Here is a 23,599-nt window from a genome sequence, read left to right as displayed (position 1 = left end):
GGACAGGCGGCCGCCGGACAACCCGATTGAGTCATGAGGACATAACCATGCAAACCAAACTGCTGATCAACGGTCAACTCGTCGCTGGCGAAGGCCCTGCGCAACCCGTGTTCAATCCGGCCCTGGGCCGTGTGCTGGTGGAAATCAACGAAGCCAGCGAAGCCCAGGTCGATGCCGCCGTGCGCGCCGCCGATGCCGCTTTCGACAGCTGGTCGCAGACCGCGCCGAAAGACCGCTCGCTGTTGCTGCTCAAGCTCGCCGATGCCATCGAGGCCCACGGCGCGGAACTGGCCAGGCTGGAGTCAGACAACTGCGGCAAGCCGCTGAGCGCGGCGCTCAACGATGAAATCCCGGCGATTGCCGATGTGTTCCGTTTCTTCGCCGGCGCCAGCCGCTGCATGAACGGTTCGGCCGGCGGCGAATACCTGCCGGGCCACACCTCGATGATCCGCCGCGACCCGGTGGGCGTGATCGCCTCCATCGCGCCGTGGAACTATCCGCTGATGATGGTCGCCTGGAAAATCGCCCCAGCCCTGGCCGCCGGCAACACCGTGGTGCTCAAGCCGTCGGAGCAGACCCCGCTGACCGCGTTGCGCCTGGCCGAACTGGCGGCGGAGATATTCCCCGCCGGCGTGCTCAACCTGGTGTTCGGGCGCGGCCCGACCGTCGGCAGCCCGCTGGTGACCCATCCGAAAGTGCGCATGGTGTCGCTGACCGGCTCCATTGCCACCGGCTCGAACATCATTTCCAGCACCGCCGACAGCGTCAAGCGCATGCACATGGAACTGGGCGGCAAGGCCCCGGTGATCATCTTCGACGACGCCGATATCGACGCCGCCGTGGAAGGCATCCGCACCTTCGGCTTCTACAACGCCGGCCAGGATTGCACCGCGGCCTGCCGCGTATACGCCCAGGCCGGTATCTACGAGAAGTTCGTCGAGAAACTCGGCGCGGCCGTGAGCACCATCAAGTACGGCCTGCAGGATGATCCTTCCACCGAGCTGGGCCCGCTGATCACCGCCCAGCACCGTGATCGTGTCGCCGGTTTTGTCGAGCGCGCCGTGGCGCAGTCGCATATCCGCCTGGTGACCGGCGGCAAGGCCGTGGAAGGCAACGGTTTCTTCTTCGAACCGACGGTGCTGGCCGATGCCCAGCAGGACGACGAGATCGTCCGCCGCGAAGTGTTCGGCCCGGTGGTTTCGGTGACTCGCTTCAACGACGAGGCCCAGGTACTGGGCTGGGCCAACGATTCGGACTATGGCCTGGCATCGTCGGTGTGGACCGCCGATGTCGGTCGCGCCCACCGCCTGGCGGCCCGCCTGCAATACGGCTGCACCTGGGTCAACACCCACTTCATGCTGGTCAGCGAGATGCCCCACGGCGGTCAGAAGCTGTCCGGCTATGGCAAGGACATGTCCATGTACGGCCTGGAGGACTACACCACCGTACGCCATGTGATGTTCAAGCACTAAGCACAACTCCACCACAAAAATACCGAACCGGGACGGGCCGTCATGGCCCGGCCACGGTTTCGGACATCCGAAATCTGCCGATTTTCTGGAGCCACACCGCCATGAGTGCACAACCCCACCTCGGCGCAGATGCCGACAGCGATGCCGAACAGCTGCGCAAACTGGGCTATACCTCGAACTTCAACCGCAGCATGAGCCTGTGGGAAAACTTCGCCCTGGGCTTTACCTACCTTTCGCCGGTGGTCGGCGTCTACACCCTGTTCGGCCTGTGCCTGGCCGCCGGCGGCCCGCCGATGTTCTGGGCCTACCTGCTGGTCGGCTGCGGGCAACTGCTGGTCTGCCTGATCTTCGGCGAAGTGGTCTCGCAGTTCCCGATCTCCGGGGGTGTCTATCCCTGGGCCCGGCGCCTGGTGGGTAAACGCTGGGCGTGGATGGTCGGCTGGATCTACTCCATCGCCCTGTGCGTGACCATCGCCGCCGTCGCGGTCGGTGCCGGTCCTTACCTCGCGGCCATGCTCGGCTTCGAGCCGAGCAACAACACCAATATCGTCATCGCCCTGGTCCTGACGCTGTTCGCCACCCTGGTCAACCTCAGCGGCACCAAGGTCCTGGCACGCATCGCCATGTTCGGTTTTCTCTGCGAACTGGTCGGCGCGGTGATCGTCGGCGTGTACCTGCTGGTGTTCGAACGCCACCAGCCCATCAGCGTACTGTTCAATACGTTCGATATCCGGGTCGACGGCTCCTACCTGCCGGCATTCCTCACCGCATCGCTGGCGGGCATGTTCCTCTACTACGGCTTCGAAGCCTGCGGCGACGTGGCCGAGGAAACCCCGAACCCGAGCAAGCAGATCCCGGTGGCGATGCGCATGACCATCTACATCGGCGGTATCGCGGCGATGTTCGCCTGCCTGGCGCTGATCCTCGCCGTGCCGGACATGCAGGCGGTGATCAACGGCACCGACAAGGACCCGGTCACCACCATCCTCAACAATGCCTTCGGCAGCGTCGGCTCGAAAGTGGTGATGGGCGTGGTGATGATTTCCTTCATCTCCTGCGTCATCAGCCTGCAGGCCGCCGCCAGCCGCCTGCTGTACTCCTATGCCCGCGATGAAATGGTCATCGGCAGCAACCTGCTGAAGCGAATTTCACCGACCACCCAGGTGCCCGTGGCGGCCTTGTTCGTCTCCGGGGTCCTGCCGGCGCTGATCATCGCCCTCGGCTTCTTCCTGCAGGACGCGGTGGCGACCATCGTCAGCTTCGCGGCCATCGGCATCTACCTGGCCTTCCAGATGATCGTGCTCGCCGCCCTGTTCGCCCGCGCCCGCGGCTGGAAACCCAGCGGCAAGTTCACCCTGGGGGCCTGGGGCCTGCCGGTGAATATCGGCGCGCTGGTCTATGGCGTCGGCGCCATCGTCAACATGGCCTGGCCCCGTACGCCGGATGCGGCCTGGTACATCAACTACGCCATGGTCCTGAGCACCGCCATCGTCATCGGACTGGGCCTGCTCTACATGTGGCTGGGCAAGCCCTACGACCGCGGCACCGCACCAGCCGGCGACGCCTGGAAAATCAGCCGGTAACGGCAGGCGCCCGGGCGGTGCACTGGCTGCCCGGGTCGTTCCAACAATAAAAAACAAGGATCTATCATGGATATCACCCGCCGCGACTTCCTCAACGGCGTCGCCATCACCATCGCCGCCGGCATGACCCCGCTGCAGTTGCTCCAGGCCGCGCCAGACGGACGTTATTACCCACCGGCCCTGACCGGCCTGCGGGGCAGCCACGTCGGCTCCTTCGAGGTCGCCCACCAGATGGGCTGGGAGAAAAAGGTCTTCGACACCGCGCACCTGCCCATTGCCGCAGAGTACGACCTGGTGGTGGTCGGCGGTGGCCTGAGCGGCTTGTCGGCGGCGTGGTTCTACCGGGAGAAACACCCCAAGGCACGTATCCTGATCCTGGAAAACCACGACGACTTCGGCGGTCACGCCAAGCGCAACGAATTCTCCGCCGGGGGCCGCATGATCCTCGGCTACGGCGGCAGCGAAGCCTTCCAGTCGCCGAACCATCTGTACAGCAAGCAGGTCAACGGCCTGCTGAAGAAGCTCGGGGTCGATATCAAGCGCTTCGAAACCGCCTTCGACCGGCCGTTCTACCCGGGCCTGGGCCTGTCCCGCGGGGTGTTCTTCGACAAGGAGAACTTCGGCGAGGACAAACTGGTGAGCGGCGACCCGACACCGATGGTCGCCGACGATATCGCTCCGCAGCAACTGAATGCCCGCCCTATCCGCGACTTCATCAACGATTTTCCGCTGCCCGAAGCGGATCGCCAGGCGCTGATCGAACTGCACCAGTCGCCCCGTGACTACCTGCCAGGCAAGAGCGCCACGGAGAAGGCCGAGCACCTGGCCGCCACCAGCTACCGCGACTTCCTGCTCAAGGACGTCGGCCTGTCGGAAAACGCGGTGAAATACTTCCAGAGCCGCACCAATGACTTCTCGGCCCTGAGCATCGACGCGGTGGCGGCGTTCGACGCCTACAACGTCGGTTTCCCCGGTTTCGGCGCGATGAATCTGGAGCCCATCAGCGAAGAATCCAGGGCGGAAATGGAAGAGCCGTACATCTACCATTTCCCGGACGGCAACGCGTCCCTGGCGCGCCTGCTGGTGCGCAGCCTGATTCCCTCGGTGGCGCCGGGGCACACCATGGACGACATCGTGCTGGCACCGTTCGACTACGCCCGCCTCGACCAGCCGAAGGCCCCGGTGCAACTGCGCCTGAACAGCACCGTGGTCAGTGTGCGAAATGTCGGCAAGGGCGTGAACATCGGCTACAGCCGCGGCGGCCAGCTGAGCCAGGTACGCAGCAAGCACTGCATCCTGGCCTGCTACAACATGATGATCCCCTACCTGCTGCGCGACCTGCCGGCGCCGCAGGCCCATGCCCTGAGCCAGAATGTGAAATTCCCGCTGGTGTACACCAAGGTGGTGATCCGCAACTGGCAGTCGTTCCAGAAACTCGGCGTGCACGAAATCTACGCGGCCACCCAGCCCTACAGCCGGATCAAGCTCGACTATCCGGTGAGCATGGGTGGCTACGAGCATCCGCGGGACCCGAGCCAGCCGATCGGCCTGCACATGGTCTACGTGCCGACCAGCCCGAACAGCGGCATGAACGCCCGCGACCAGGCACGGGCCGGACGCGGCAAGCTCTACGGCCAGACCTTCGAGCAACTGGAGGCGCAATTGCGCGACCAGTTGCAACGCATGCTCGGCCCGGGCGGCTTCAATCATGAAACCGATATCCTGGCGATCACCGTCAACCGCTGGTCCCACGGCTACGCGTACTTTTCCAACAGCCTGTTCGACGATGCCGACGAAAGCGAAAAACTGATGAAGCTGGCGCGCAAGCCGCTGGGCCGGGTCAGCATCGCCAACTCGGATGCGGCATGGAGCGCGTATGCCCATGCGGCGATAGACGAAGCCTGGCGAGCGGTGGGGGAATTGGGATAAGGCACTGCCTGGCCCCGCCCGGGATTCGGGCGGGGCTCAAAACCGCGAAACACTCCCCATCGCATTCAACAGGCAGTGCAACGCATTGCGATCCTCTGCCGACAAGCTTCGGTAATGCTCCACCAACTGCCGTTCGTCATCGCTGAGCCTGCGCACCCTGGCGCGAGGTGGTGTCCTGAATGCCCAGAGAAACAGCATGAATCCAAGAATGCTTCGTTCCTTTGACATGGACGACTTCCTTCTGTGACTGCACAGGAACCGTCTGGACAGACCGTCTCAGACATAGCCTAAGGGTAGGAAGAATCCGTAGCCTGCTAAGATCATTTCGGAATTTGCAGAGGGAAAATCCTGCAATCCATAGAGAACCCGCCTTGTCGGCGGGTCTCGGTGTTTTCATGCAGGGCGCATCCCCTTCTCACTCACGCAGATCCGACTCGTGGATCGGCTGGTCGCGATGGGTGGCGCGCTGGTATTGCGCCGGCCAGATCGCCTTGCGACCGCCCAGGTCATCGTCGGCATGCAACGGCCAATATGGATCGCGCAACAGCTCGCGGGCCAGGAGAATGATGTCGGCCTGGCAGGTACGCAGGATATGTTCGGCCTGGGCCGGCTCGGTGATCAGCCCGACGGTGCCGGTGGCGATGCCGGATTCCTTGCGCACGCGCTCGGCGAATCGGGTCTGGTAGCCGGGGCCGGTGGGGATTTCCGCGTTGGCGGCGGTGCCACCCGAGGACACATCGATCAGGTCGACGCCAAGGTCTTTCAGGCGTCGTGCCAGTTCCACGGTTTCATCCGGGTTCCAGCCGTCTTCCACCCAGTCGGTGGCCGAGACGCGCACGAACAACGGCAACTCCTCGGGCCAGACCGCCCGCACCGCTTCGGTGACCTGCAGGACCAGGCGAATACGGTTTTCGAACGAGCCGCCGTACTGGTCACGCCGCTGATTGCTCAGGGGCGAGAGGAACTGGTGCAGCAGATAGCCGTGGGCAGCATGCACCTCGACCACCTTGAAGCCGGCGACCAGGGCGCGCTTGGCCGCCGCGACAAATGCCTCGATCACCTCGGCGATCTGCCCCTCATCCAGTTGCAGCGGTGGCGTGTGCTGCGGGTCGAAGGCAATCGGCGACGGTCCGACCGGCGTCCAACCGCCATCCTCGGGTTTGACGCTGCCATGCTTGCCGAGCCAGGGTCGATGGGTGCTGGCCTTGCGCCCGGCATGGGCCAGCTGGATCCCGGCGACGGCGCCCTGGGCCGTGACAAAGCGGGTAATGCGCTGCAGCGGTTCGATCTGTTCGTCATTCCACAGGCCCAGGTCCTGGGCGGTGATGCGGCCATCGGCGGTCACCGCCGTGGCTTCGGTAAAGATCAGTCCGGCGCCGCCGACCGCCCGGCTGCCGAGGTGGACCAGATGCCAGTCATTGGCCAAGCCATCGACGCTGGAGTACTGGCACATCGGCGAGACCGCGATGCGGTTCAGCAGGGTCAATTGGCGAAGGGTATAGGGTTCAAGCAGCAGACTCATGGGGCACCTCTCAAATCAAGTGGGCTGGCTCCAGGGTTCTGTGAGAACGTCGACGAGTGACAGGAAAAAGTGGGCGTCCGCCCCCCGGCGGATGGATAAGGAAGACAACGTCACAAGACCATTCAGACAGTGCTTAGAGCCTAGTCGACAATGACGGACGCCGGAGGGTTCAGCCGATTTAAAGCTCAGCGCGGTTCGATGTGGGCAATCATCAGTTGCACGCTTTCCTTGCCACGGAACTCGTTGAGATCGAGCTTGTAGGCCAGCTCGACCCAGTCGACCCGTGCGTTTGCCCAGATTTCCGGGTCGATGCCAAAGGCGATGCCATCGAGCTTCACCGAGCCACACTCGCTTTTCAGCACCACCTTCAGATGCCGCTCGCCGACGATGCGCTTTTCCACCAGCTGGAATACCCCGTGGAACAACGGTTCGGGGAAATGCTGGCCCCAGGGGCCGGCGTTGCGCAGGGCCCGCGCCAGTTCCAGGTTGAACTCTTCCAGGGCCAGCGTACCGTCGGTCTGCAAGCGTCCGGTCAGGTCTTCCTCGCTGAGCTGACGACGCACTTCGGCATCGAAGGCTTCGGCGAACAGCGGGAAGTTTTCCTGCGGCAGGCTCAGGCCGGCGGCCATGGCGTGGCCACCGTACTTGCCCATCAGGTCCGGGTGCTGCGCCGCCACCACGCTCAAGGCATCGCGAATATGGAACCCGGCGACCGAACGACCAGAGCCCTTGAGCATGCCGTCGCCGGCATCGGCGAAGGCTATGGTCGGGCGGTGATAACGCTCCTTCATCCGCGAGGCGAGAATACCGATCACCCCCTGGTGCCAGTCCGGATCGAACAGGCACAGGCCGAACGGCATCGACTCCACCGGCAAGTCCTTGAGCTGGGCCAGGGCTTCGCGCTGCATGCCCTGCTCGATGGACTTGCGGTCCTTGTTCATGTCATCCAGCTGGGTGGCCATTTCCAGCGCCAATACCGGGTCCTCGGCAAGCAGGCACTCGATGCCCAGGCTCATGTCGTCCAGGCGCCCCGCCGCGTTCAGGCGTGGTCCGAGGATAAAGCCGAGGTCGGTGGAGGTCAGGCGCGAGTGATCGCGCTTGGCCACTTCGAGGATCGCCTTGAGCCCCGGGCGGGCCCGGCCGGCACGAATGCGTTCCAGGCCCTGGTGCACCAGGATCCGGTTGTTGGCGTCCAGGGGCACCACGTCGGCCACGCTGCCCAACGCCACCAGGTCGAGCAGTTCGCCGATATTCGGCTGCGGCTGGTTTTCATAGCGGCCCAGGCTGCGCAGGCGCGCGCGCAGGGCCATCAGCACATAGAAGATCACCCCGACCCCGGCCAGCGCCTTGCTCGGGAACGCGCAACCGGGCTGATTCGGATTGACGATGGCGTCGGCCGCCGGCAGTTCGTTGCCCGGCAAGTGGTGATCGGTCACCAGCACCTTCAGGCCGGCCGCCTTGGCCGCCAGCACACCTTCGATACTGGAGATGCCGTTGTCGACGGTGATCAGCAATTGCGGCTCGCGCTGCAACGCCACGGCAACGATTTCCGGGGTCAGGCCGTAGCCGTACTCGAAACGGTTCGGCACCAGGTAATCGACATGCGCCGCGCCCAGCAGGCGCAAGCCCAGCAAGCCCACGGTACTGGCGGTCGCGCCATCGGCGTCGAAGTCGCCGACGATCAGGATCCGCTGGCGCTGCTCCAGCGCCACCACCAGCAGGTCCACCGCGGCGTCGATCCCCTTGAGTTGCTGGAAGGGAATCAGACGCGCCAGGCTTTTATCCAGTTCGGCAGCCGATTCGACACCCCGCGCCGCGTACAGGCGGGTCAGCAGTGGCGGCAGGTCGCCGAGAAAAGGCAGGGTGGCGGGCAGTGGACGGGGTTCGATACGCATGGCGTTGGCGGAATTTCTCTTCAATACACAGGAGTGGAAACGGTGGCGCCGCGGTTAACCGCGCTCGCCCATCAGCCATTCGAGCTGGACTTCATGCTGGCCGCGATCATCGGTGACGAAGATCGTGCCTTCGCTGATCATCACATCCCACTTGATGACGCGCGGCATGTCCTTGGCGAGGGTTTCCAGGACTTCCTGCGGAACCGCCGCGATATTGACGTTCTTCAGGTTCTTCACCGCCGGGACCACCTTGGTTTCCCAGACGCGCAGGCTGCCGTAGGCCAGCAGGCTGGTACGCTCGGTACGACGCGAGCACCAGGTCAGGCGATCGGCATCCGGCTGGCCGACTTCGATCCAGTGCAGGACGCGATCATCCAGGCTTTTTTCCCACAACGCAGGCTCGTCCACCTCCGACAGACCACGACCAAAAGCCAGCAGTTCGTTGTACCAGAGGGCGTAGGCCAGCAAACGCACGGTCATCCGCTCTTCGGTTTCCGAAGGATGGCGGGCAATGGTCTGCTTGACGCTTTCGTAGACGCTGCGATCCAGGTCGGTGAGGTTGAGTTCGAACTTGTAGGTCGTGGACGGCTGGGCCATGAACGGGGCTTCTAGAGACGAGGAAAGGCGCCAAGTCTAACCGATACGCAGGTCAATCAACGACTGCTGATGGTTATGAAGATGGCGCGCGCCATGTTAAAAGGCTCTACTGCCCTCGTCTTGTCCTACAGGATCGCCCATGCCGTTCACCGCCAAACCTCTCTCCGGCCTGAAAGTCATCGAGCTCGGAACCCTGATCGCCGGCCCTTTCGCCTCGCGGATCTGCGCCGAATTCGGCGCCGAGGTGATCAAGGTCGAATCGCCGGACGGCGGCGACCCGCTGCGCAAATGGCGCAAGCTGTACGAAGGCACCTCGCTGTGGTGGTTTGTCCAGGCGCGCAACAAGAAATCCCTGACGCTGAACCTGAAGCATCCGGACGGCCTGGCGATCCTCAAGCAGTTGCTCGGCGAAGCGGACATCCTGATCGAGAACTTTCGCCCCGGCGTCCTGGAAAAGCTCGGCCTGGGCTGGGAAACCCTGCATGCGCTGAATCCCGGGCTGGTGATGGTGCGCCTGTCCGGGTTCGGCCAGACCGGACCGATGAAGGACCAGCCGGGATTTGGCGCGGTCGGCGAGTCCATGGGCGGGCTGCGCTACATCACCGGTTTCGAAGACCGCCCGCCGGTGCGCACCGGGATCTCCATCGGCGACTCGATTGCCGCGCTGTGGGGCGTGATTGGCGCCCTGATGGCATTGCGTCATCGCGAAGTGAATGGCGGAGAAGGCCAGGTGGTGGATGTCGCCCTGTACGAAGCTATCTTCGCGATGATGGAAAGCATGGTGCCGGAGTTCGATGTGTTCGGTTTCATCCGCGAACGCACCGGCAATATCATGCCGGGCATCACGCCATCGTCGATCCACACCACGGCCGATGGCCGGCATGTGCAGATCGGCGCCAATGGCGATGCGATCTTCAAGCGCTTCATGCAGGCCATCGGCCGCGAAGACCTGGCGAACGACCCGCTGCTGGCCAGCAATGACGGGCGCGACAGCCGGCGTGACGAGATCTACGGGGTGATTGACCGCTGGGTCAACTCACTGCCCCTGGACGCGGTGATCGCCGCCCTGAACGGCGCCGATGTCCCCGCCAGCCGCATCTACAGCGCCGAGGACATGTTCAGCGACCCGCAATTTCTCGCCCGGGAGATGTTCCTGCAGGCCAAGCTGCCCGACGGCAAGGACTTCAAGATGCCCGGCATCGTGCCGAAACTCTCGCAGACGCCTGGCTCCACCGAATGGGTCGGCCCGCAGCTGGGCGAACACAATGCCGAGGTGCTGGGCAGCCTCGGTTATGACAAGGTACAGGTTGCACGGCTGCGTGAAAGCGGCGCCATCTAGCACCGCGTGGCTGTTGATAAGTGCGTCGACGAGTGTATCAACGACTGGCTTGAACCCGGGAAGGTATCCAGCTCATGACTCCCAGTGCCCTGTGGCGACACCTTGGTTTCCCGCTGTTGGCCGCGCTGATGTGTGTCCTGCCGCAAACCGGGCAGGCCAGGGAAACCCTGACCTGGCTGCTGCGGGATCTGCCACCCCTGAGCATCTTCGACGGTCCGAAAGAAGGCCAGGGGGCGGTGGACCAGATGCTGCCGCTGCTGATGGCGGCGCTGCCGGAGTACGAGCACACGGTACTGCGAGTCAACCGGGCGCGGGGCATGCAGATGCTCGGCGGGTCGACGTTCACTTGCGATCCGGCGCTGCTGTGGACCGCGGCGCGGGCGCAGAAAATGCTCTTTTCTATCCCCAGCATGGGCACCACCAGCAACGGCCTGGTGGTTCGACCAGCCGACCAGGCCCTGATCGAACCCTTTGTGTCCGACGGCCGGGTCGACCTCGCCGCGCTGCTGGCCAGCAACAGCCTGCAACTGGGCGTCGTCGCCGAGCGCAGCTACGGCCATCCGATCGATGACGTGCTGCATCACACCCATGCGCAACATCTGGTCCTGCACTACGGCAACGATGCCCTGGGCAGCCTGCTGCAGATGCAACGCCTGGGGCGCTTGAAGGCGCTGCTCGGCTACTGGGCGGAAATCCGCTATCAGGCCCGGCAGCAACAGATCGGCGATAACGAATGGCTGTTCTATCCCATCAAGGGCACGGCCGACTATCAGTTCATCCGTGTCGCCTGCTCCAACACGCCCCAGGGCCGGGCGGTGATTCCCCATATCAACGAGATTCTGCGCGGGCTGCGCCGACAGACGCTGGTGGAGCTCTATGCACGCTGGCTGGTGCCGCCGGAGCGGGACAAGTACCTGGAGGATGCCAGGGAGTTTTTCCTCGCGCCCGAGGAGCAATGACGAATTCCGGGCAAAAGAAACCCCGAGAAGTGGGGAGACGACTCGGGGTTAAACGTGGCCTACAAAGACCAGTACGACAAGCCACAAACACCGGAGCACAATGCCTGCCCTTGTCGTTATAAAATCTGACACCTTCTTGGGAAGGAAGGTTCCAAAAAAAATGCTAGCGACTGGCCGCGCGGAACACCCGGTGCTCGGCGGCGTTGCGCAGGGCGGCAATCACGCAGGGCTCCAGGCGCCCCTCGGCGATTCGCAGATCACGATGCAAGCCATCGACCACGTCGGTCAGCAGACGCTTGTCCGTCAGTTGCGCCTGATTGACTTCACGCTCCACCAGAAGCAGGCCGGCAACGCTTCTCACACTCACCACGCACTCACCATGGCCGCCCGATGGCGTCAGGGTAACGGGATATGGACTCAATGCCTCATTGAGCAACAGGCTGATACTTTCCATCTCGATCACCACTCAATAGTCAAAAACCCGAAAGGTCTGAACCCGAAAGGTCGAAAACAAGAGAACCTGGAGTCAATGACCGCCAGTCAGAGAAGAAAGTTCGCTGGGCCGACAGGGCCTTGCGAGCTGCTCGACGTCTATCGAGCATGAATGAGAAAGATGACAGAGAAAAAACAGCAGGGGGCCGCACTGGCTAGAATCAGATCAATGGCTTTTAAGGCTTTTACTACAGGCTGCATCGGCTTTGCTTACAGATATGACACGAAGTATCTGGTTTGTTGCTCTGCTCTCGCCCGCACCACCGTCGCGCCCACCGGAGACCTGTCTTGAGTTCATCCCCCCACACACCGCTACGAATCGCCCTGGCGGATGACCACCCGATTTTCCTGATTGGCTTGCGGGCCGTGCTGGAGCGCGATCCCGGCTTGAGCGTGGTCGGTGAGGCCAGCACCCCGCAGGCGCTCTTCGATCTGCTGGGCGAGCGCCCATGCGATGTGCTGATCACCGATTTCATGATGCCGACGGCGGATCAGAATGACGGTTTGAAGATGATCGAGGCCCTGGTCCGGCACTACCCGGACCTGCCGATCCTGGTGGTCACCATGCTCAACAATGCCGGTCTGTTCCGCTATATCCTGGACCTGGGCGTCATGGGCCTGTTGAGCAAGGCCAGCCTCGCGGCCGAGTTGCCCGTGGCGATCCGCCATGTGCGACAACGCAAGGTGTTCGTCGCCCAATCGGTGCGCCAGACCCTGGCGCAGGCCGGGGAAACCGGCACTCATCGGCTGGGCGACCAGGAACAGCTGTCACCGCGGGAACTGGAGGTCACCCGCCTCCTCGCGGCTGGCCGTACGGTGGGCGAGATCGCGGCCCGCCTGTGTCGCAGCAAGCAGACCGTCAGCGCGCAGAAAGTCAGTGCCATGCGCAAGCTCGGCCTGTCCAATGATGCCGCGCTGTTTCTCTACCTGCAGGAGCACGGGCTGTCCTGATCGCCCTCAGCCAGGCTGCCGCTCACGCTCGGCGACAGCCACGCGACCGGCCATGCTCAGCCAGGGCAAGAGTTCGACACGACTCATGGGCGAGGCAACGAATCGCCCCTGGACAAGCAGGTCCCCCAACTCCTGGATCAACCGATATTCCTCGTCGGTTTCGATCCCGGTTACCACCACCCGCAGGTTCATGCCCTTCGCCATGCTCAGGATCCCCGCGACGATCGAGCGCTTGCGCGAATCCTCGGCCATGCCGGTGACAAAGCGGGGGGCGATCTTCAACTCCGAGAACGGCAGTTCGAGCAGTTTCTGCAGGCCGGCGCCGGCAACGCCGAAATCGCCGATCGACAGCTGGCAACCGAGCATCCGCAGACGCAGCATGCCTTCGACCTGGGCCGCCTCGGCGGTGCATTCGCCGCTGTCGACCACCTCCAGCGTCAGCCATTCGGCGGGCAGGTGGAAACGTCCCAGCAGCTCGTTCAGGCGCTCGGCGAAATCCGCCTGTTCGACCATCAACCCCGGAATATTCACTGCCACCGGCAAATACTCGTCCGTGCCCAGGTACGCCTCGACCGACAGGCCGATGGCCTGTTCGAGCATGTGCCAGGCAAGGCCCTCCGAGAGCCCTGCATACTCGAGGACCGGCATGAAGGTGGCCGGCAACAGCATGCCCTGTTCCGGATGCTGCCAGCGAGCCAGCGCCTCGACGCCCTGCACCCGGCCATCACACGTCACCTTGGGTTGGAAGTAGGCGCTGCAGTACTGCTGGATCGCCCGGGGTCCGGCCCCCGCCTGCAGTTCATGCAACGAAAGCAACTCGCAGACTTGGGCCAGCGGCAGCCCGGGGCGCTGGCGCCCGAAGCGCTGCTGATAGGTCGCCAGCAACTCACCCAGGATCGCCGCCGACGCCGGCTTCAGCAGGCAGCCCAGCACATGCAGTCCCTGCTGTCGGGCCATGTGCGCGGCGCCTTCACGCACCTCCTGGTCGAGGCTGCTGAGGATGATCAGGGCCTGGGCCTCGCGGGTTTCGGCCAGGTGCCGGATCAGTTGCAGGCCATCGCCGCCCTCCAGGGAAAGATCGCAGATGGCAATATCGACCGGTCCGCGATTGACCAGGGACTGCCGGGCACTCTCGACGCTTTCCGCCGTCAGCACATCGAAGACACCGTTGGCATTGAGCATCTGGTGCAGTGCCATCAGTTGAAAGGGGTTGTCTTCAAGAACCAGGATCTTGAGTGCACGCATCGATGATCTCCGCAGGATGAAGCGGTCGTTATCCGCAATGGCCTGCCACCTTAGCCGGGGCAGCCGGCGTTCCCCATAGGACAAGTCCTAAAGTAGCGACCGGTCTTGCAGACTCGGTTCAATGTCGGCCATGACCTGGTCGATCGCCGCCTTGAGTGCCTGCCACTCAGGCTGCAGCCGCTCGACAGCCTTCAGCCGCAGGCAAGCGTCCATATCGACACAGGCCCGCGCCAGGGCAATGGCATCGACAAGCGAGGCAATCCCCTTGAGGCGATGCACGGACATCGCCACGCCCTCCCAGTCAGCGCCGCTGACCGTTTCTTCCAGTTCGCCGCGCTCTTCCCGCAGGTTCTTCCAGAGTTCCAGCAGCATGCGCTGGAGCACTTCGTTGTCGGCCAGCGTCATGTCCCGCAGCGTCTGGATATCGAAGGATTTTTCCCGAGGGGCGATCTCCGCCAGCAGGCGGGCCAGGTCATCGAGGACAACGGGCTTGACCAGCAAATCGTTCATCCCGGACTGCAGGCAGCGTTGACGCTCATCACTCATGGCGTTGGCCGTGCACCCGACAATCAGGCAGGCCGGACGCTGCTCTTCGATTTCCAGCCGACGCAACGCCTCGGCCAGCTCATAGCCTGTCATGCCGGGCATGTTGCAATCGCTGATCACCAGGTCGAAGTGTCCGCCCTGCCAGGCCTGCAGCGCTGCTTGCGCCGTGCGGAACGACTCGACGCGCTGGCCGAGCACCGCGAGCTGCTGATGCAACACCAGGCGGTTGGCGGAAAGGTCATCGACGATCAGTACGTTCAAGGACGGCAGCTCGGACCTGGCGCTGCTCGGCGGTACGGTTGTCGAGCGGCGTGCCTCGCGCCTGAGCGGCAGTTCCAGGCGCACCTGGGTACCGCATCCGGCATGGCTGTGCAGCTCGATGCAGCCGTCCATCAGCTCCACCAGTTGCTTGCAGATACTCAAGCCCAGGCCGGTCCCGCGATATTCCTCATCGGTTTCATCGCGGCCCTGCACGAAGGGAGTGAACAGTGCGGCCTGTTGTTCCGGGCCGATGCCCTTGCCGCTGTCTTCGATAGCGATGCAGAAGCGGTCGATATCCGCCGATTGCGAAAGCAGGGCAACCCGGACCCGGACAAAACCCTCGTGGGTGAACTTCAGGGCATTGCCGACCAGGTTGTGCAGCACCTGGCGCAAGCGCAGCGGATCGAGCCGGTGGTCGTCCTCGAACAGGGGGGCGACCTCCAGGCTCAGCTCGATACCCTTCTCCACGGCCTGGGCCTCGAACAACTGCACCACCCCCTCGAGGAAACGCTTCAGGTCGGTGGGCTGCGGGTCCAGGCGCATGTGCCCGGCCTCGATCTTTGCCAGGTCGAGGCTGTCGCCGATCAGCACCGTCAGTTCCCTGGCCGATTGATAGGCCACCTGCAAACCCTGCGAGAGTGCCTGTCCCCGGGCCTGCGCCTGCTCGCGCTCCACTTCGAGCAAGCCGATGATCGCCCCCATGGGCGTGCGGATCTCATGACTCATGGTCGCCAGGAAGGCACTCTTGGCCTGGCTGGCCTGTTCGGCCTGCCGACGGGCCTCGGTCAGTTGTGCCTCGAGCCGCTTTCTTTCGGTGATATCGATCCAGCCGCCCAGCAGCCCCTGCAACTGCGCCCCGGCCGAATAGAAGGGCACCATCCATTGATAGACATCGATGCCGCCACTGAGAAATTCGAGCCGGCGATCCTTGAACACCGGTTGCTGGTCATCCAGCAACCGCACGAACTCATCATGCAGTTGCCGGGCAACCTCCTGCGGCAGCAGGCCGGTTTCAGTGACACGCCGCCCCTGCACCTGCTCCAGGGTCGTCGACAGGCTCTGCTCGTAGCTGCGATTGCAGGTGATCAAGCGTCCTTGCAGGTCACGCACGAAAATCGGATTGGGGATGCCATCCAGCAGCGCCCGCTGGAAGGCCAGCCGGTCATTGAGTTCCTGCTCGGCCTGGCGGCGCTGGCGAATCTGGATATTCAGGCGGCGGTTCCAGGCGAGCGAGACGACCCCCAGCAGCAACATGGCCCCGGCCAGTCCGTAGACCCAGCGTGGCACCCGCTTCCACACCGACGGCGGCGGCGCCACGGGCACCGCACCGAGCCACTTGATCCGCAGGGCCCGCAGTTCCGCGACGGGAAATGCCTCCAGCGACTTGTTGAGAATGCTCAGCAGCTCGGGAGACGTCTTGACCACCGAGAAACTGTCGGCGGACCAGAGCCCCTCCACGCTACGCCCGACCTTCAGCCTGCCGGGCGGATACAGGTAGGCCCAGGCGTCACTCTGGATGGTCGCCGCCGCCTCGCCATTCTCCACCAGCGCCCTGGCTTCCTCCGGGGTCCTGACACTGCGCAAGACGATATCCGGGTGCTCGCGGCGAATCATCGCTTGCAGCGCATGCCCTTCGGGCAACGCCAGCACCCGCCCGGACAGTTGCTTGAAGGAGCCGAGCGGGGAGTCGTTGACCGGCACGACAAACACCCAGGAACTGCCGCCGAAGGCGTAGGTGAAGTTCAGGAACGCCTTGCGCTCGGGGCTTTCCGCCAGCGAGCCGTTCATCAGCGCCTTGCCCTCCTTGAGCATGCCGATGGTCTCCATCGTGGAAAAACTTTCCTCGAAGACGAACTGCAGCCCGGTCATCCGCGAAATGCGCGCCAGCAGGTCGACATTGAGGCCGACCCAACGGTCGTGGCCGTCCTTGTAGATATGCGGCGGATACTGCTGCGAGGCGACCACCACCCGTGGATGCTTGTCGATCCAGGCAAGCTCCGCGGGAGTCAGGTTGACCCGGGACTGGGTGATATCCGAGCCGAAACCGGTGGTCCAGCGCGCCAGGATCTCCCGTTGCGTGGCCTCGTCGATACTGTCGAGGGCCCGCTGGATCAAACCACTGAGCAGCGGCTGCGACTTGCGCGTGGCGAAGGCGAAGCCGATGGGGGGCAGCGCGCTCTGCCCGCGGATCTGCAAGCCCATGTAGGGCCGTATGGTCTTGTAGGCCCGGACAATCACTTCATTGCCGATAAACGCGTCGACCTCACCCTGGGCCAGTGCCTCCAATGCACTGTAGAGCGTGGGCGCGAGGATGATCCTGCTCTCCGGATAGGTGGCATGCACCACCTGCGCATCGGCATACCCCTCCAGCAGGACCACCTTGCGCTCCTTGAGATCGCTCAGTTCCGGGGTCTCGTTGCGAGTGACGATCACCGAGCGGTCGGGCATGTAGTCGCTGGAGAACGCCAGTTCGGGGACGCCCCGCTCGAAACCATTGGCACTGGTGAGAAAATCGATCTGGCCGTCACGCAGGGCTTCCACGGCCTGGTCGCGCTCGGCAAACCCGATGACCTCCACCGCCACCCCGAGCCGATCGCGGATCAGCCCCACATAGTCGGCGCTGATGCCCTGGTAACGATTGCGGTCGTTGGTGATATCCACCGGCTCGTAGTCGGCCACCGAGATACCCACCCGCAACGTGCGGTTGGCCTCCAGCCAGCGCTGCTCGTCCGCGCTCAAGGGCAACCGGTCGAGTTCGACAAACGACGCGGGCAGGCTGAAGGGCAACCCCTGGGCCGCCATCGACTGGCCCGAGAGGCTCGCAAGCAACGCCAATAGCAGCCATGCCAGAGTGGAATATCGCGTTCTGCGCTGAAACACCATGACGAAGTACCTGACCCCTTTTTTGGAACATGAAAAAACAGGGCGCAAGTTTGGCACGCAAAAACGATAAAGCCCGCCAAGGGGCGGGCTCTAAAGTGTGACCGTTCTAGTCGGTCAGAGCGGCTTGCCGCGGTTGCCATGCTGGCTGACAAAGGCCTGTACGGCTTTCAGGTCGTTGGCCAGGACCGTGCAACGCTCATCTCTTTCAAACAAATCGGAAAGGTGTGCTGGCAGCTCAAGCGCTTTTCCTACACCCGCTTTCTCTACTGCTTCAGGGAACTTGACCGGGTGCGCAGTACCCAGGATCACCATCGGGGTATCCAGGCTGCGACGGCACTCACGGGCGGCCTTGACGCCGATGGCGGTGTGCGGGTCGAGCACCTCGCCGGTCTGGGCGAAGACTTCGGCGATGGTCTCGCAGGTCTGGGCGTCGTCCACGGCCAGGGAGTCGAACAGCTTGCGCGCCTCGGTCCAGCGATCCTGGTCGACACTGAAACCGCCACCTTGCTTGAAGGTGTCCATCAGGCCGGCGATGGCCGCGCCATTGCGACCGTGCAGGTCGAACAGCAGGCGTTCGAAGTTCGACGAAACCATGATGTCCATGGACGGCGACAGGGTCGCGTGCAGGGTTTCCTTGACGTACTGGTTGCCGCTCATGAAGCGGTGCAGGATGTCGTTGCGGTTGGTGGCGACGATCAACTGGCTGATCGGCAGGCCCATGTTGCGCGCCAGGTAGCCGGCGAAGATGTCGCCGAAGTTGCCGGTCGGCACCGAGAACGCCACCGAGCGGGCCGGGCCGCCCAACTGCAGGGCCGCGTGGAAGTAGTAGACGATCTGGGCCATGATCCGCGCCCAGTTGATCGAGTTCACCGCGACCAGGCGCGTGCCCTTGAGGAAGCTCTGGTCGGCGAAGCTGTTCTTGACCATTTCCTGGCAGTCGTCGAAGTTGCCTTCGATGGCGATGTTGTGGATGTTCTCACCGAAAATGGTGGTCATCTGCCGCCGCTGCACTTCCGACACCCGGTTGTGCGGGTGGAGGATGAAGATGTCGACGTTCTCGCAGTGCTTGCAACCCTCGATGGCCGCCGAGCCGGTATCGCCGGAGGTGGCGCCGACGATCACCACGCGCTCGCCGCGCTTTTCCAGCACGTAGTCGAGCAGGCGGCCGAGCAGTTGCAGGGCGAAGTCCTTGAACGCCAGGGTCGGGCCGTGGAACAGCTCGAGCACCCATTCGTTGCCATTGAGCTGGCGCAGCGGCGCGACGGCGTTATGGGCGAAGACCCCGTAGGTTTCCTCCAGGATCTTCTTGAAGTCGGCATCCGGAATGCTGCCGGTGACGAACGGGCGCATGACCCGGAACGCCAGCTCGTGGTACGGCAGGCCGGCCCAGGAAGCGATTTCTTCCTGGGTGAAACGTGGCAGGTTTTCCGGCACGTACAGGCCGCCGTCGCTGGCCAGGCCGGCCAGCAGCACGTCTTCGAAGTTCAGGGCCGGTGCCTGGCCGCGGGTACTGATGTAACGCATGAAGAATTCCTCTCTAATTCGGCGCTGCCGGCTTAGTTCAAGTGCTCGACGCGGATCCGCACGACAGGGCCGACCACACCTTGCAGGGCCTCCAGCGCAGCGATGGCGTCGTTGATGTGCTGTTCCAGCACGCGGTGGGTCAACAGGATCATCGGCACCAGGCCGTCATGCTCTTCGACTTCCTTCTGCATGATCGATTCGATGTTGATCCCGCGCTCCGACAGGATGCTCGCGACCTGGGCCAGGACGCCCGGATGGTCCTTGGCCTGGATACGCAGGTAGTAGGCACTTTCGCAAGCATCGATGGGCAAGATCGGATGGGCCGACAGCGAGTCCGGCTGGAAGGCCAGGTGCGGTACGCGATTCTCCGGGTCGGAGGTCATGGCCCGCACCACGTCCACCAGGTCGGCGATAACCGACGAAGCGGTAGGTTCCATGCCGGCACCGGCACCGTAGAACAGGGTCGAACCGGCGGCGTCGCCATTGACCATGACCGCGTTCATCACGCCATTGACGTTGGCGAGCAGGCGATCGGCCGGGATCAGCGTCGGGTGGACCCGCAACTCGATACCGGCAGCGGTGCTGCGCGCCACGCCCAGGTGCTTGATGCGATAGCCCAGGGCCTCGGCATAGTTGACGTCGGCGGTGGTCAGCTGGGTGATGCCTTCGGTGTAGGCCTTGTCGAACTGCAGCGGAATGCCGAACGCGATGGACGCCAGGATGGTCAGCTTGTGCGCGGCATCGATGCCTTCGACGTCGAAGGTCGGATCGGCTTCGGCATAACCCAGGGCCTGGGCCTCGACCAGCACGTCCTCGAAGGCACGGCCCTTCTCGCGCATTTCGGTGAGGATGAAGTTGCCGGTGCCGTTGATGATACCGGCGACCCAGTTGATACGGTTGGCGGACAGGCCCTCGCGGATCGCCTTGATCACCGGGATGCCGCCGGCCACGGCCGCTTCGAACGCGACGATCACGCCCTTCTCGCGGGCCCTGGCGAAGATTTCATTGCCGTGCACGGCGATCAGCGCCTTGTTCGCGGTGACCACGTGCTTGCCGTTCTCGATCGCTTTGAGTACCAGCTCGCGGGCAACGGTATAGCCGCCCACCAGCTCTATGACGATGTCGATCTCAGGGTTCGTGGCCACTTCGAAGACATCGTTGGTAATCGCAATACCGGTCGTTTGGAACTGAGGCTTTGGCGTGCGGGTGGCGATTTGCGCCACTTCGATTCCACGCCCGGCACGACGAGCAATTTCCTCGGCGTTACGCTGAAGTACGTTGAAGGTGCCGCCACCGACGGTACCTAACCCACAGATGCCTACTTTGACCGGTTTCACTCTTAACTCCCCATGAAACGGCCGACGCGAGGTCGGCCGTGGAAAACAGCCGCTGGACCACCAGCGGCTTGCTGTTTAGGACCGCCGGGCCAGATGCCCGGGGTCTTGCTCGTCAAAGGCGACCGCGACGAGGCTGGATTACTTGGCGGCCAGGGCCAGTTTGGCAACTTGTGCCGCCGGCTGGTAGCCCGGAATCACCTGGCCGTCAGCCAGGACGATGGCCGGTGTACCGTTGACCCCGATCGACTGGCCGAGGGCGAACTGTTTCGAGACCGGGTTGGCGCACTTGGCGGCCTTGATTTCCTTGCCATCGACCATCTGGTCCATGGCGGTTTTCTTGTCGGTCGAGCACCACACCGCCTGCAACTGCTCGTCACCCGGCGAACCCAGGCCCTGGCGCGGGAAGGCGACATAACGCACTTCGATGCCCATCTTGTTCAGCGCCGGCACTTCGGCGTGCAGCTTGTGGCAATACGGGCAGGTGGTGTCGGTGAAGACGGTGATATGCGACTTGGTTTCGCCGATGGCCGGATAGACCACGGTCTCAGCCACCGGGATACCGTTGATCAGCTTGGAGATGCCCAGGCGCTCGGTCTTTTCGGTCAGGTTGACCGGCTTGCCGTCCTTGAGCTGGAACAGGTAGCCCTGCATGACGAACTGGCCGTCGGCGCTGGCATACAGTACGCGACTGCCCTTGAGCTTGACTTCGTACAGGCCGGCCAGGGGGCTGGCGGTAATGCTCTCCACCGGGGTTTCCAGCTGGAGGCTGTCGAGGCTCTTGCGAATCGCCTGTTCGGCGGTGTCATCGGCCAGGACCAGGGAGCTGGCCAGGACGAGGGCAGCAGCGGCGAAAATCTGGGTCAAACGCATGGGAACTCCTGAAGGCGGGCAACTCATGGGACGGTAAACACCGATCAGCAGATCCGGGTTCCGACCGCCCATCGTGCAAACGGGTAAAGCCTACCACATAAGGTCGGCATGACCGACTCCCGGCGATGCGAGGCGCCATGGAGTCGGATAATCACCCAGCCCCCCGAATCCTACGATGAACCCGGTCGATAAGGCGAGATCAAGTCATATTGATTGGGCAGGCCCAGGCGGTACAGCGTGTCGTCCAGCGACTGATCCAATGCCAGCAGCGGCTCCTTATAGCGCGTCACGATCGTGGCCGGCGCTGCCGAGCTGTTGCTGGCGGCAAGCACGGCGTTGGCGGCTCGTCGCCCACTTTCATTGGCGGTTTCCATGCATGCCAGGTCAAATCCCGTGGCCCGTATGTAATCACCGGCCAAAAAGAGATTGCCGATCTGGGTACTCGTGTCCGGTCGATTACTCCACGAGTCGGGTGTATTGACCAACAGAGGATCGTCATTGTGAACATTGCCCGTCCCGACATTAGACAGGCCAGGGTCGAGAAACCAGGAATGAATCAGGCTGTCCGGAAGGAGGCTGGCGCCATTGTCCAGCCCCGTCCTGATCTGCGCCAACACCTCATTGACGATTTCCTGCGGCGTGCACTGATTGGCCGGTTTGTTATAAACGATACCGGGTACCGTCCACTCGGCAATGATGATCGACAACACATCCTTCACATTGCCATCGCCATAGGTCGTAGAAAAACCAGCGGGCCATAGTTGCGCTTGCGTCCCTCCACCAATGGCCCAGGGCGAGTCGATACATTCCATCAGAGGAATGTCGGTGACCGCGGTCAGGAAAAACTGTATGCCATTCATCCAGCGTGTTTGCAGATTGGCGATACGGCCCAGCTGAGGGTCGGCAGCCAACATGGCCGGAGTCATCAAGGGCACCGCACGCTCCGCGGGTACGGCAAGCACGAAATAGTCGGCATTGATGGTCATCCCGGCATTATTGGCATCGGTCGCTTGTGCGCTGGTGATGCGGCCATTGCTGAAGTTGAGCGCGGTGACTTGCGTTCCCACACTGAAAGTGACGCCTGACGCCGTCAGGTATTGCACCCAGGGGGTGATCCAGGCCTCGTTGGTGGGATGATTCATCACCCGCAGGATACCGGCAAACGGATTATCGACATCGCGCTTGGCATAGCTGTAGAAAAAACCTTCCACCGCCTGCCCTATGGTGCGCGCACTGGCAATTTCGGGGCGCGCCGCCACGAAGCCGATGATGATCCGGCCCAGCAATTGCTGATAGGCGGCGGACTTGCTGGCCGCCTGGGTGTACTCCCACCAGCTCATTTTTTCCCATTGTCCCAGGCGCCGCAAATCGCCACTGGTGATGAATACGTGCAGTTTCTGGACAAAAAAAGCCAATTCGAGAGGGGGAATCTGCAGACCCGCCGAAAGCAGATTGACCAGGGACGTCAGGGCCAGGGGAATGCCGGCGGGCGTGCCCGGAAACAACAGAACCGTGGTGGTATCCACGTAAAAGTCAGGGCGTCCCGTGAGCGCAATCAGGAACGCCTGTAGAGCAACGAGATTGTTCCAGGCGCCATGGGCATTGCCGCTGTAGGGAATGCGCCTCAGCGTATCGGGAAGGTTGTGGTAGAAATTGGGATAAAAGCGAAAGCCGTGCTCACCGGGTAAATCCAGGCGGCCATTCGTTCCGGTAGCGGGAACCGGAATACTGCGGGCTTTGCCACCCAATGCGCGACGCTCATACACCGTCACCTGGTAGCCCCGTTCAATCAATTCATGGGCCGCCGTCAATCCGGCCACGCCGCCACCCAGAATCGCGACCGTTTTTCCCGTGACCGCCTTGGCCATATAGGGAATACCACTGAGAGACAGGGCCGCCGCGACGGTCAAGCCACTCTGGATAAAGCGCCGCCGGCTCACACCGCGCCCGTTGATAGCATTGGCTTTTACTTTCCTGGACAGGGGTTTGTTTCTTTTGTTACTTCCTTTTTTGATAGACATACTTTTCTCCAGATACCTTGGAAAAAGTCGGCCACAAAAACTGAGGGGAGGTGGCGTCGGTCGCCTGAATAGCAATCCTTGGTCAACCACTGGGTTGCTGCCCGGCTAAACGGCTACGCGACTACAGGAGGATGCGACTACGGCCATCGAATTCAGCGTAGCCCAGTTTATCC

The 23,599-nt window shown here is 63.0% G+C and carries 17 protein-coding genes; 6 read left to right on the top strand and 11 right to left on the bottom strand.

Annotated elements, in window-relative coordinates; genetic code table 11:
- The first annotated feature begins 47 nt into the window (after positions 1–47).
- From HX881_RS17405 to HX881_RS17395, 3 genes are all read left to right on the top strand, one after another.
- The gene (locus HX881_RS17405; protein WP_017124038.1) at positions 48–1,472 is read left to right on the top strand and encodes a gamma-aminobutyraldehyde dehydrogenase; all 1,425 of its coding nucleotides are present in this window, start codon (positions 48–50) and stop codon (positions 1,470–1,472) included.
- Between the two features lie 101 nt (positions 1,473–1,573).
- A complete protein-coding gene (locus HX881_RS17400) occupies positions 1,574–3,055 on the top strand; it encodes an APC family permease (protein WP_017124039.1) in 1,482 nt (493 codons plus the stop codon).
- A gap of 66 nt (positions 3,056–3,121) precedes the next feature.
- Positions 3,122–4,984: an NAD(P)-binding protein gene (locus HX881_RS17395; protein WP_177085664.1), complete on the top strand. Its 1,863-nt coding sequence runs from the start codon at positions 3,122–3,124 to the stop codon at positions 4,982–4,984.
- A gap of 36 nt (positions 4,985–5,020) precedes the next feature.
- On the opposite strand, the gene HX881_RS17390 is transcribed toward HX881_RS17395, so the two are convergent.
- The 4 genes from HX881_RS17390 to HX881_RS17375 form a co-directional block, all read right to left on the bottom strand.
- On the bottom strand, positions 5,021–5,212 hold the full coding sequence (locus tag HX881_RS17390) for a hypothetical protein (protein ID WP_017124041.1): 192 nt from the start codon (positions 5,210–5,212) through the stop codon (positions 5,021–5,023).
- 187 nt (positions 5,213–5,399) lie between these two features.
- The gene (locus HX881_RS17385) at positions 5,400–6,506 is read right to left on the bottom strand and encodes an NADH:flavin oxidoreductase/NADH oxidase (RefSeq protein WP_177085662.1); all 1,107 of its coding nucleotides are present in this window, start codon (positions 6,504–6,506) and stop codon (positions 5,400–5,402) included.
- Between the two features lie 185 nt (positions 6,507–6,691).
- Positions 6,692–8,401 (bottom strand): single-stranded-DNA-specific exonuclease RecJ, encoded by a 1,710-nt coding sequence (gene recJ / locus HX881_RS17380; protein WP_177085660.1) that lies wholly within the window; start codon positions 8,399–8,401, stop codon positions 6,692–6,694.
- Between the two features lie 54 nt (positions 8,402–8,455).
- A complete protein-coding gene (locus tag HX881_RS17375; protein WP_017124044.1) occupies positions 8,456–8,998 on the bottom strand; it encodes a YaeQ family protein in 543 nt (180 codons plus the stop codon).
- A 139-nt stretch (positions 8,999–9,137) separates the two neighbouring features.
- Between HX881_RS17375 and HX881_RS17370 the strand changes: the two genes are divergently transcribed.
- Positions 9,138–10,337 carry a CaiB/BaiF CoA transferase family protein gene (locus tag HX881_RS17370; protein WP_177085658.1) on the top strand — a complete coding sequence of 400 codons (1,200 nt, stop codon included), beginning with the start codon at positions 9,138–9,140 and terminating at the stop codon, positions 10,335–10,337.
- Between the two features lie 74 nt (positions 10,338–10,411).
- Complete coding sequence (locus tag HX881_RS17365; RefSeq protein WP_177085656.1) at positions 10,412–11,296, top strand: TIGR02285 family protein; 885 nt, start codon at positions 10,412–10,414, stop codon at positions 11,294–11,296.
- A gap of 163 nt (positions 11,297–11,459) precedes the next feature.
- Here the strand turns inward: HX881_RS17365 and HX881_RS17360 are convergent, their stop codons facing one another.
- On the bottom strand, positions 11,460–11,750 hold the full coding sequence (locus tag HX881_RS17360) for a DUF3509 domain-containing protein (protein ID WP_017124047.1): 291 nt from the start codon (positions 11,748–11,750) through the stop codon (positions 11,460–11,462).
- Positions 11,751–12,076: 326 nt separating this feature from the next.
- Between HX881_RS17360 and HX881_RS17355 the strand changes: the two genes are divergently transcribed.
- Positions 12,077–12,739, top strand: a complete 663-nt coding sequence (locus tag HX881_RS17355) for a response regulator (protein ID WP_017124048.1) — start codon at positions 12,077–12,079, stop codon at positions 12,737–12,739.
- 6 nt (positions 12,740–12,745) lie between these two features.
- Here the strand turns inward: HX881_RS17355 and HX881_RS17350 are convergent, their stop codons facing one another.
- The 6 genes from HX881_RS17350 to HX881_RS17325 form a co-directional block, all read right to left on the bottom strand.
- The gene (locus HX881_RS17350; RefSeq protein WP_177085654.1) at positions 12,746–13,984 is read right to left on the bottom strand and encodes an EAL domain-containing response regulator; all 1,239 of its coding nucleotides are present in this window, start codon (positions 13,982–13,984) and stop codon (positions 12,746–12,748) included.
- 87 nt (positions 13,985–14,071) lie between these two features.
- Positions 14,072–17,593 carry an ATP-binding protein gene (locus HX881_RS17345; protein WP_177085871.1) on the bottom strand — a complete coding sequence of 1,174 codons (3,522 nt, stop codon included), beginning with the start codon at positions 17,591–17,593 and terminating at the stop codon, positions 14,072–14,074.
- Between the two features lie 195 nt (positions 17,594–17,788).
- Positions 17,789–19,198, bottom strand: a complete 1,410-nt coding sequence (thrC, locus tag HX881_RS17340) for a threonine synthase (RefSeq protein ID WP_017124051.1) — start codon at positions 19,196–19,198, stop codon at positions 17,789–17,791.
- Between the two features lie 32 nt (positions 19,199–19,230).
- Positions 19,231–20,535 (bottom strand): homoserine dehydrogenase, encoded by a 1,305-nt coding sequence (locus HX881_RS17335; protein ID WP_042934504.1) that lies wholly within the window; start codon positions 20,533–20,535, stop codon positions 19,231–19,233.
- Between the two features lie 138 nt (positions 20,536–20,673).
- Positions 20,674–21,405 (bottom strand): DsbC family protein, encoded by a 732-nt coding sequence (locus HX881_RS17330; RefSeq protein WP_177085652.1) that lies wholly within the window; start codon positions 21,403–21,405, stop codon positions 20,674–20,676.
- Between the two features lie 170 nt (positions 21,406–21,575).
- Entirely contained in the window at positions 21,576–23,426 is a 1,851-nt protein-coding gene (locus tag HX881_RS17325) for a hydroxysqualene dehydroxylase (RefSeq protein ID WP_177085650.1), read from the bottom strand.
- Between the last annotated feature and the right edge of the window lie 173 nt (positions 23,427–23,599).

Origin of the sequence: Pseudomonas gingeri, assembly GCF_013386115.1 — a bacterium.
Taxonomy (GTDB): Bacteria; Pseudomonadota; Gammaproteobacteria; order Pseudomonadales; family Pseudomonadaceae; genus Aquipseudomonas; species Aquipseudomonas gingeri.
The sequence above is the reverse complement of the archived record's forward strand: the minus strand, read 5'-3'. Positions and strand labels throughout refer to the sequence as shown.

Excerpts from the sequence above, each read along its gene's own strand:
- HX881_RS17405 (WP_017124038.1), top strand. The coding sequence starts at position 48 with ATGCAAACCAAACTGCTGATCAACGGTCAACTCGTCGCTGGCGAAGGC.
- HX881_RS17400 (WP_017124039.1), top strand. The coding sequence starts at position 1,574 with ATGAGTGCACAACCCCACCTCGGCGCAGATGCCGACAGCGATGCCGAA.
- HX881_RS17395 (WP_177085664.1), top strand. The coding sequence starts at position 3,122 with ATGGATATCACCCGCCGCGACTTCCTCAACGGCGTCGCCATCACCATC.
- HX881_RS17390 (WP_017124041.1), bottom strand. The coding sequence starts at position 5,212 with ATGTCAAAGGAACGAAGCATTCTTGGATTCATGCTGTTTCTCTGGGCA.
- HX881_RS17385 (WP_177085662.1), bottom strand. The coding sequence starts at position 6,506 with ATGAGTCTGCTGCTTGAACCCTATACCCTTCGCCAATTGACCCTGCTG.
- recJ (WP_177085660.1), bottom strand. The coding sequence starts at position 8,401 with ATGCGTATCGAACCCCGTCCACTGCCCGCCACCCTGCCTTTTCTCGGC.
- HX881_RS17375 (WP_017124044.1), bottom strand. The coding sequence starts at position 8,998 with ATGGCCCAGCCGTCCACGACCTACAAGTTCGAACTCAACCTCACCGAC.
- HX881_RS17370 (WP_177085658.1), top strand. The coding sequence starts at position 9,138 with ATGCCGTTCACCGCCAAACCTCTCTCCGGCCTGAAAGTCATCGAGCTC.
- HX881_RS17365 (WP_177085656.1), top strand. The coding sequence starts at position 10,412 with ATGACTCCCAGTGCCCTGTGGCGACACCTTGGTTTCCCGCTGTTGGCC.
- HX881_RS17360 (WP_017124047.1), bottom strand. The coding sequence starts at position 11,750 with ATGGAAAGTATCAGCCTGTTGCTCAATGAGGCATTGAGTCCATATCCC.
- HX881_RS17350 (WP_177085654.1), bottom strand. The coding sequence starts at position 13,984 with ATGCGTGCACTCAAGATCCTGGTTCTTGAAGACAACCCCTTTCAACTG.
- HX881_RS17345 (WP_177085871.1), bottom strand. The coding sequence starts at position 17,593 with ATGGCGGCCCAGGGGTTGCCCTTCAGCCTGCCCGCGTCGTTTGTCGAA.
- thrC (WP_017124051.1), bottom strand. The coding sequence starts at position 19,198 with ATGCGTTACATCAGTACCCGCGGCCAGGCACCGGCCCTGAACTTCGAA.
- HX881_RS17330 (WP_177085652.1), bottom strand. The coding sequence starts at position 21,405 with ATGCGTTTGACCCAGATTTTCGCCGCTGCTGCCCTCGTCCTGGCCAGC.
- HX881_RS17325 (WP_177085650.1), bottom strand. The coding sequence starts at position 23,426 with ATGTCTATCAAAAAAGGAAGTAACAAAAGAAACAAACCCCTGTCCAGG.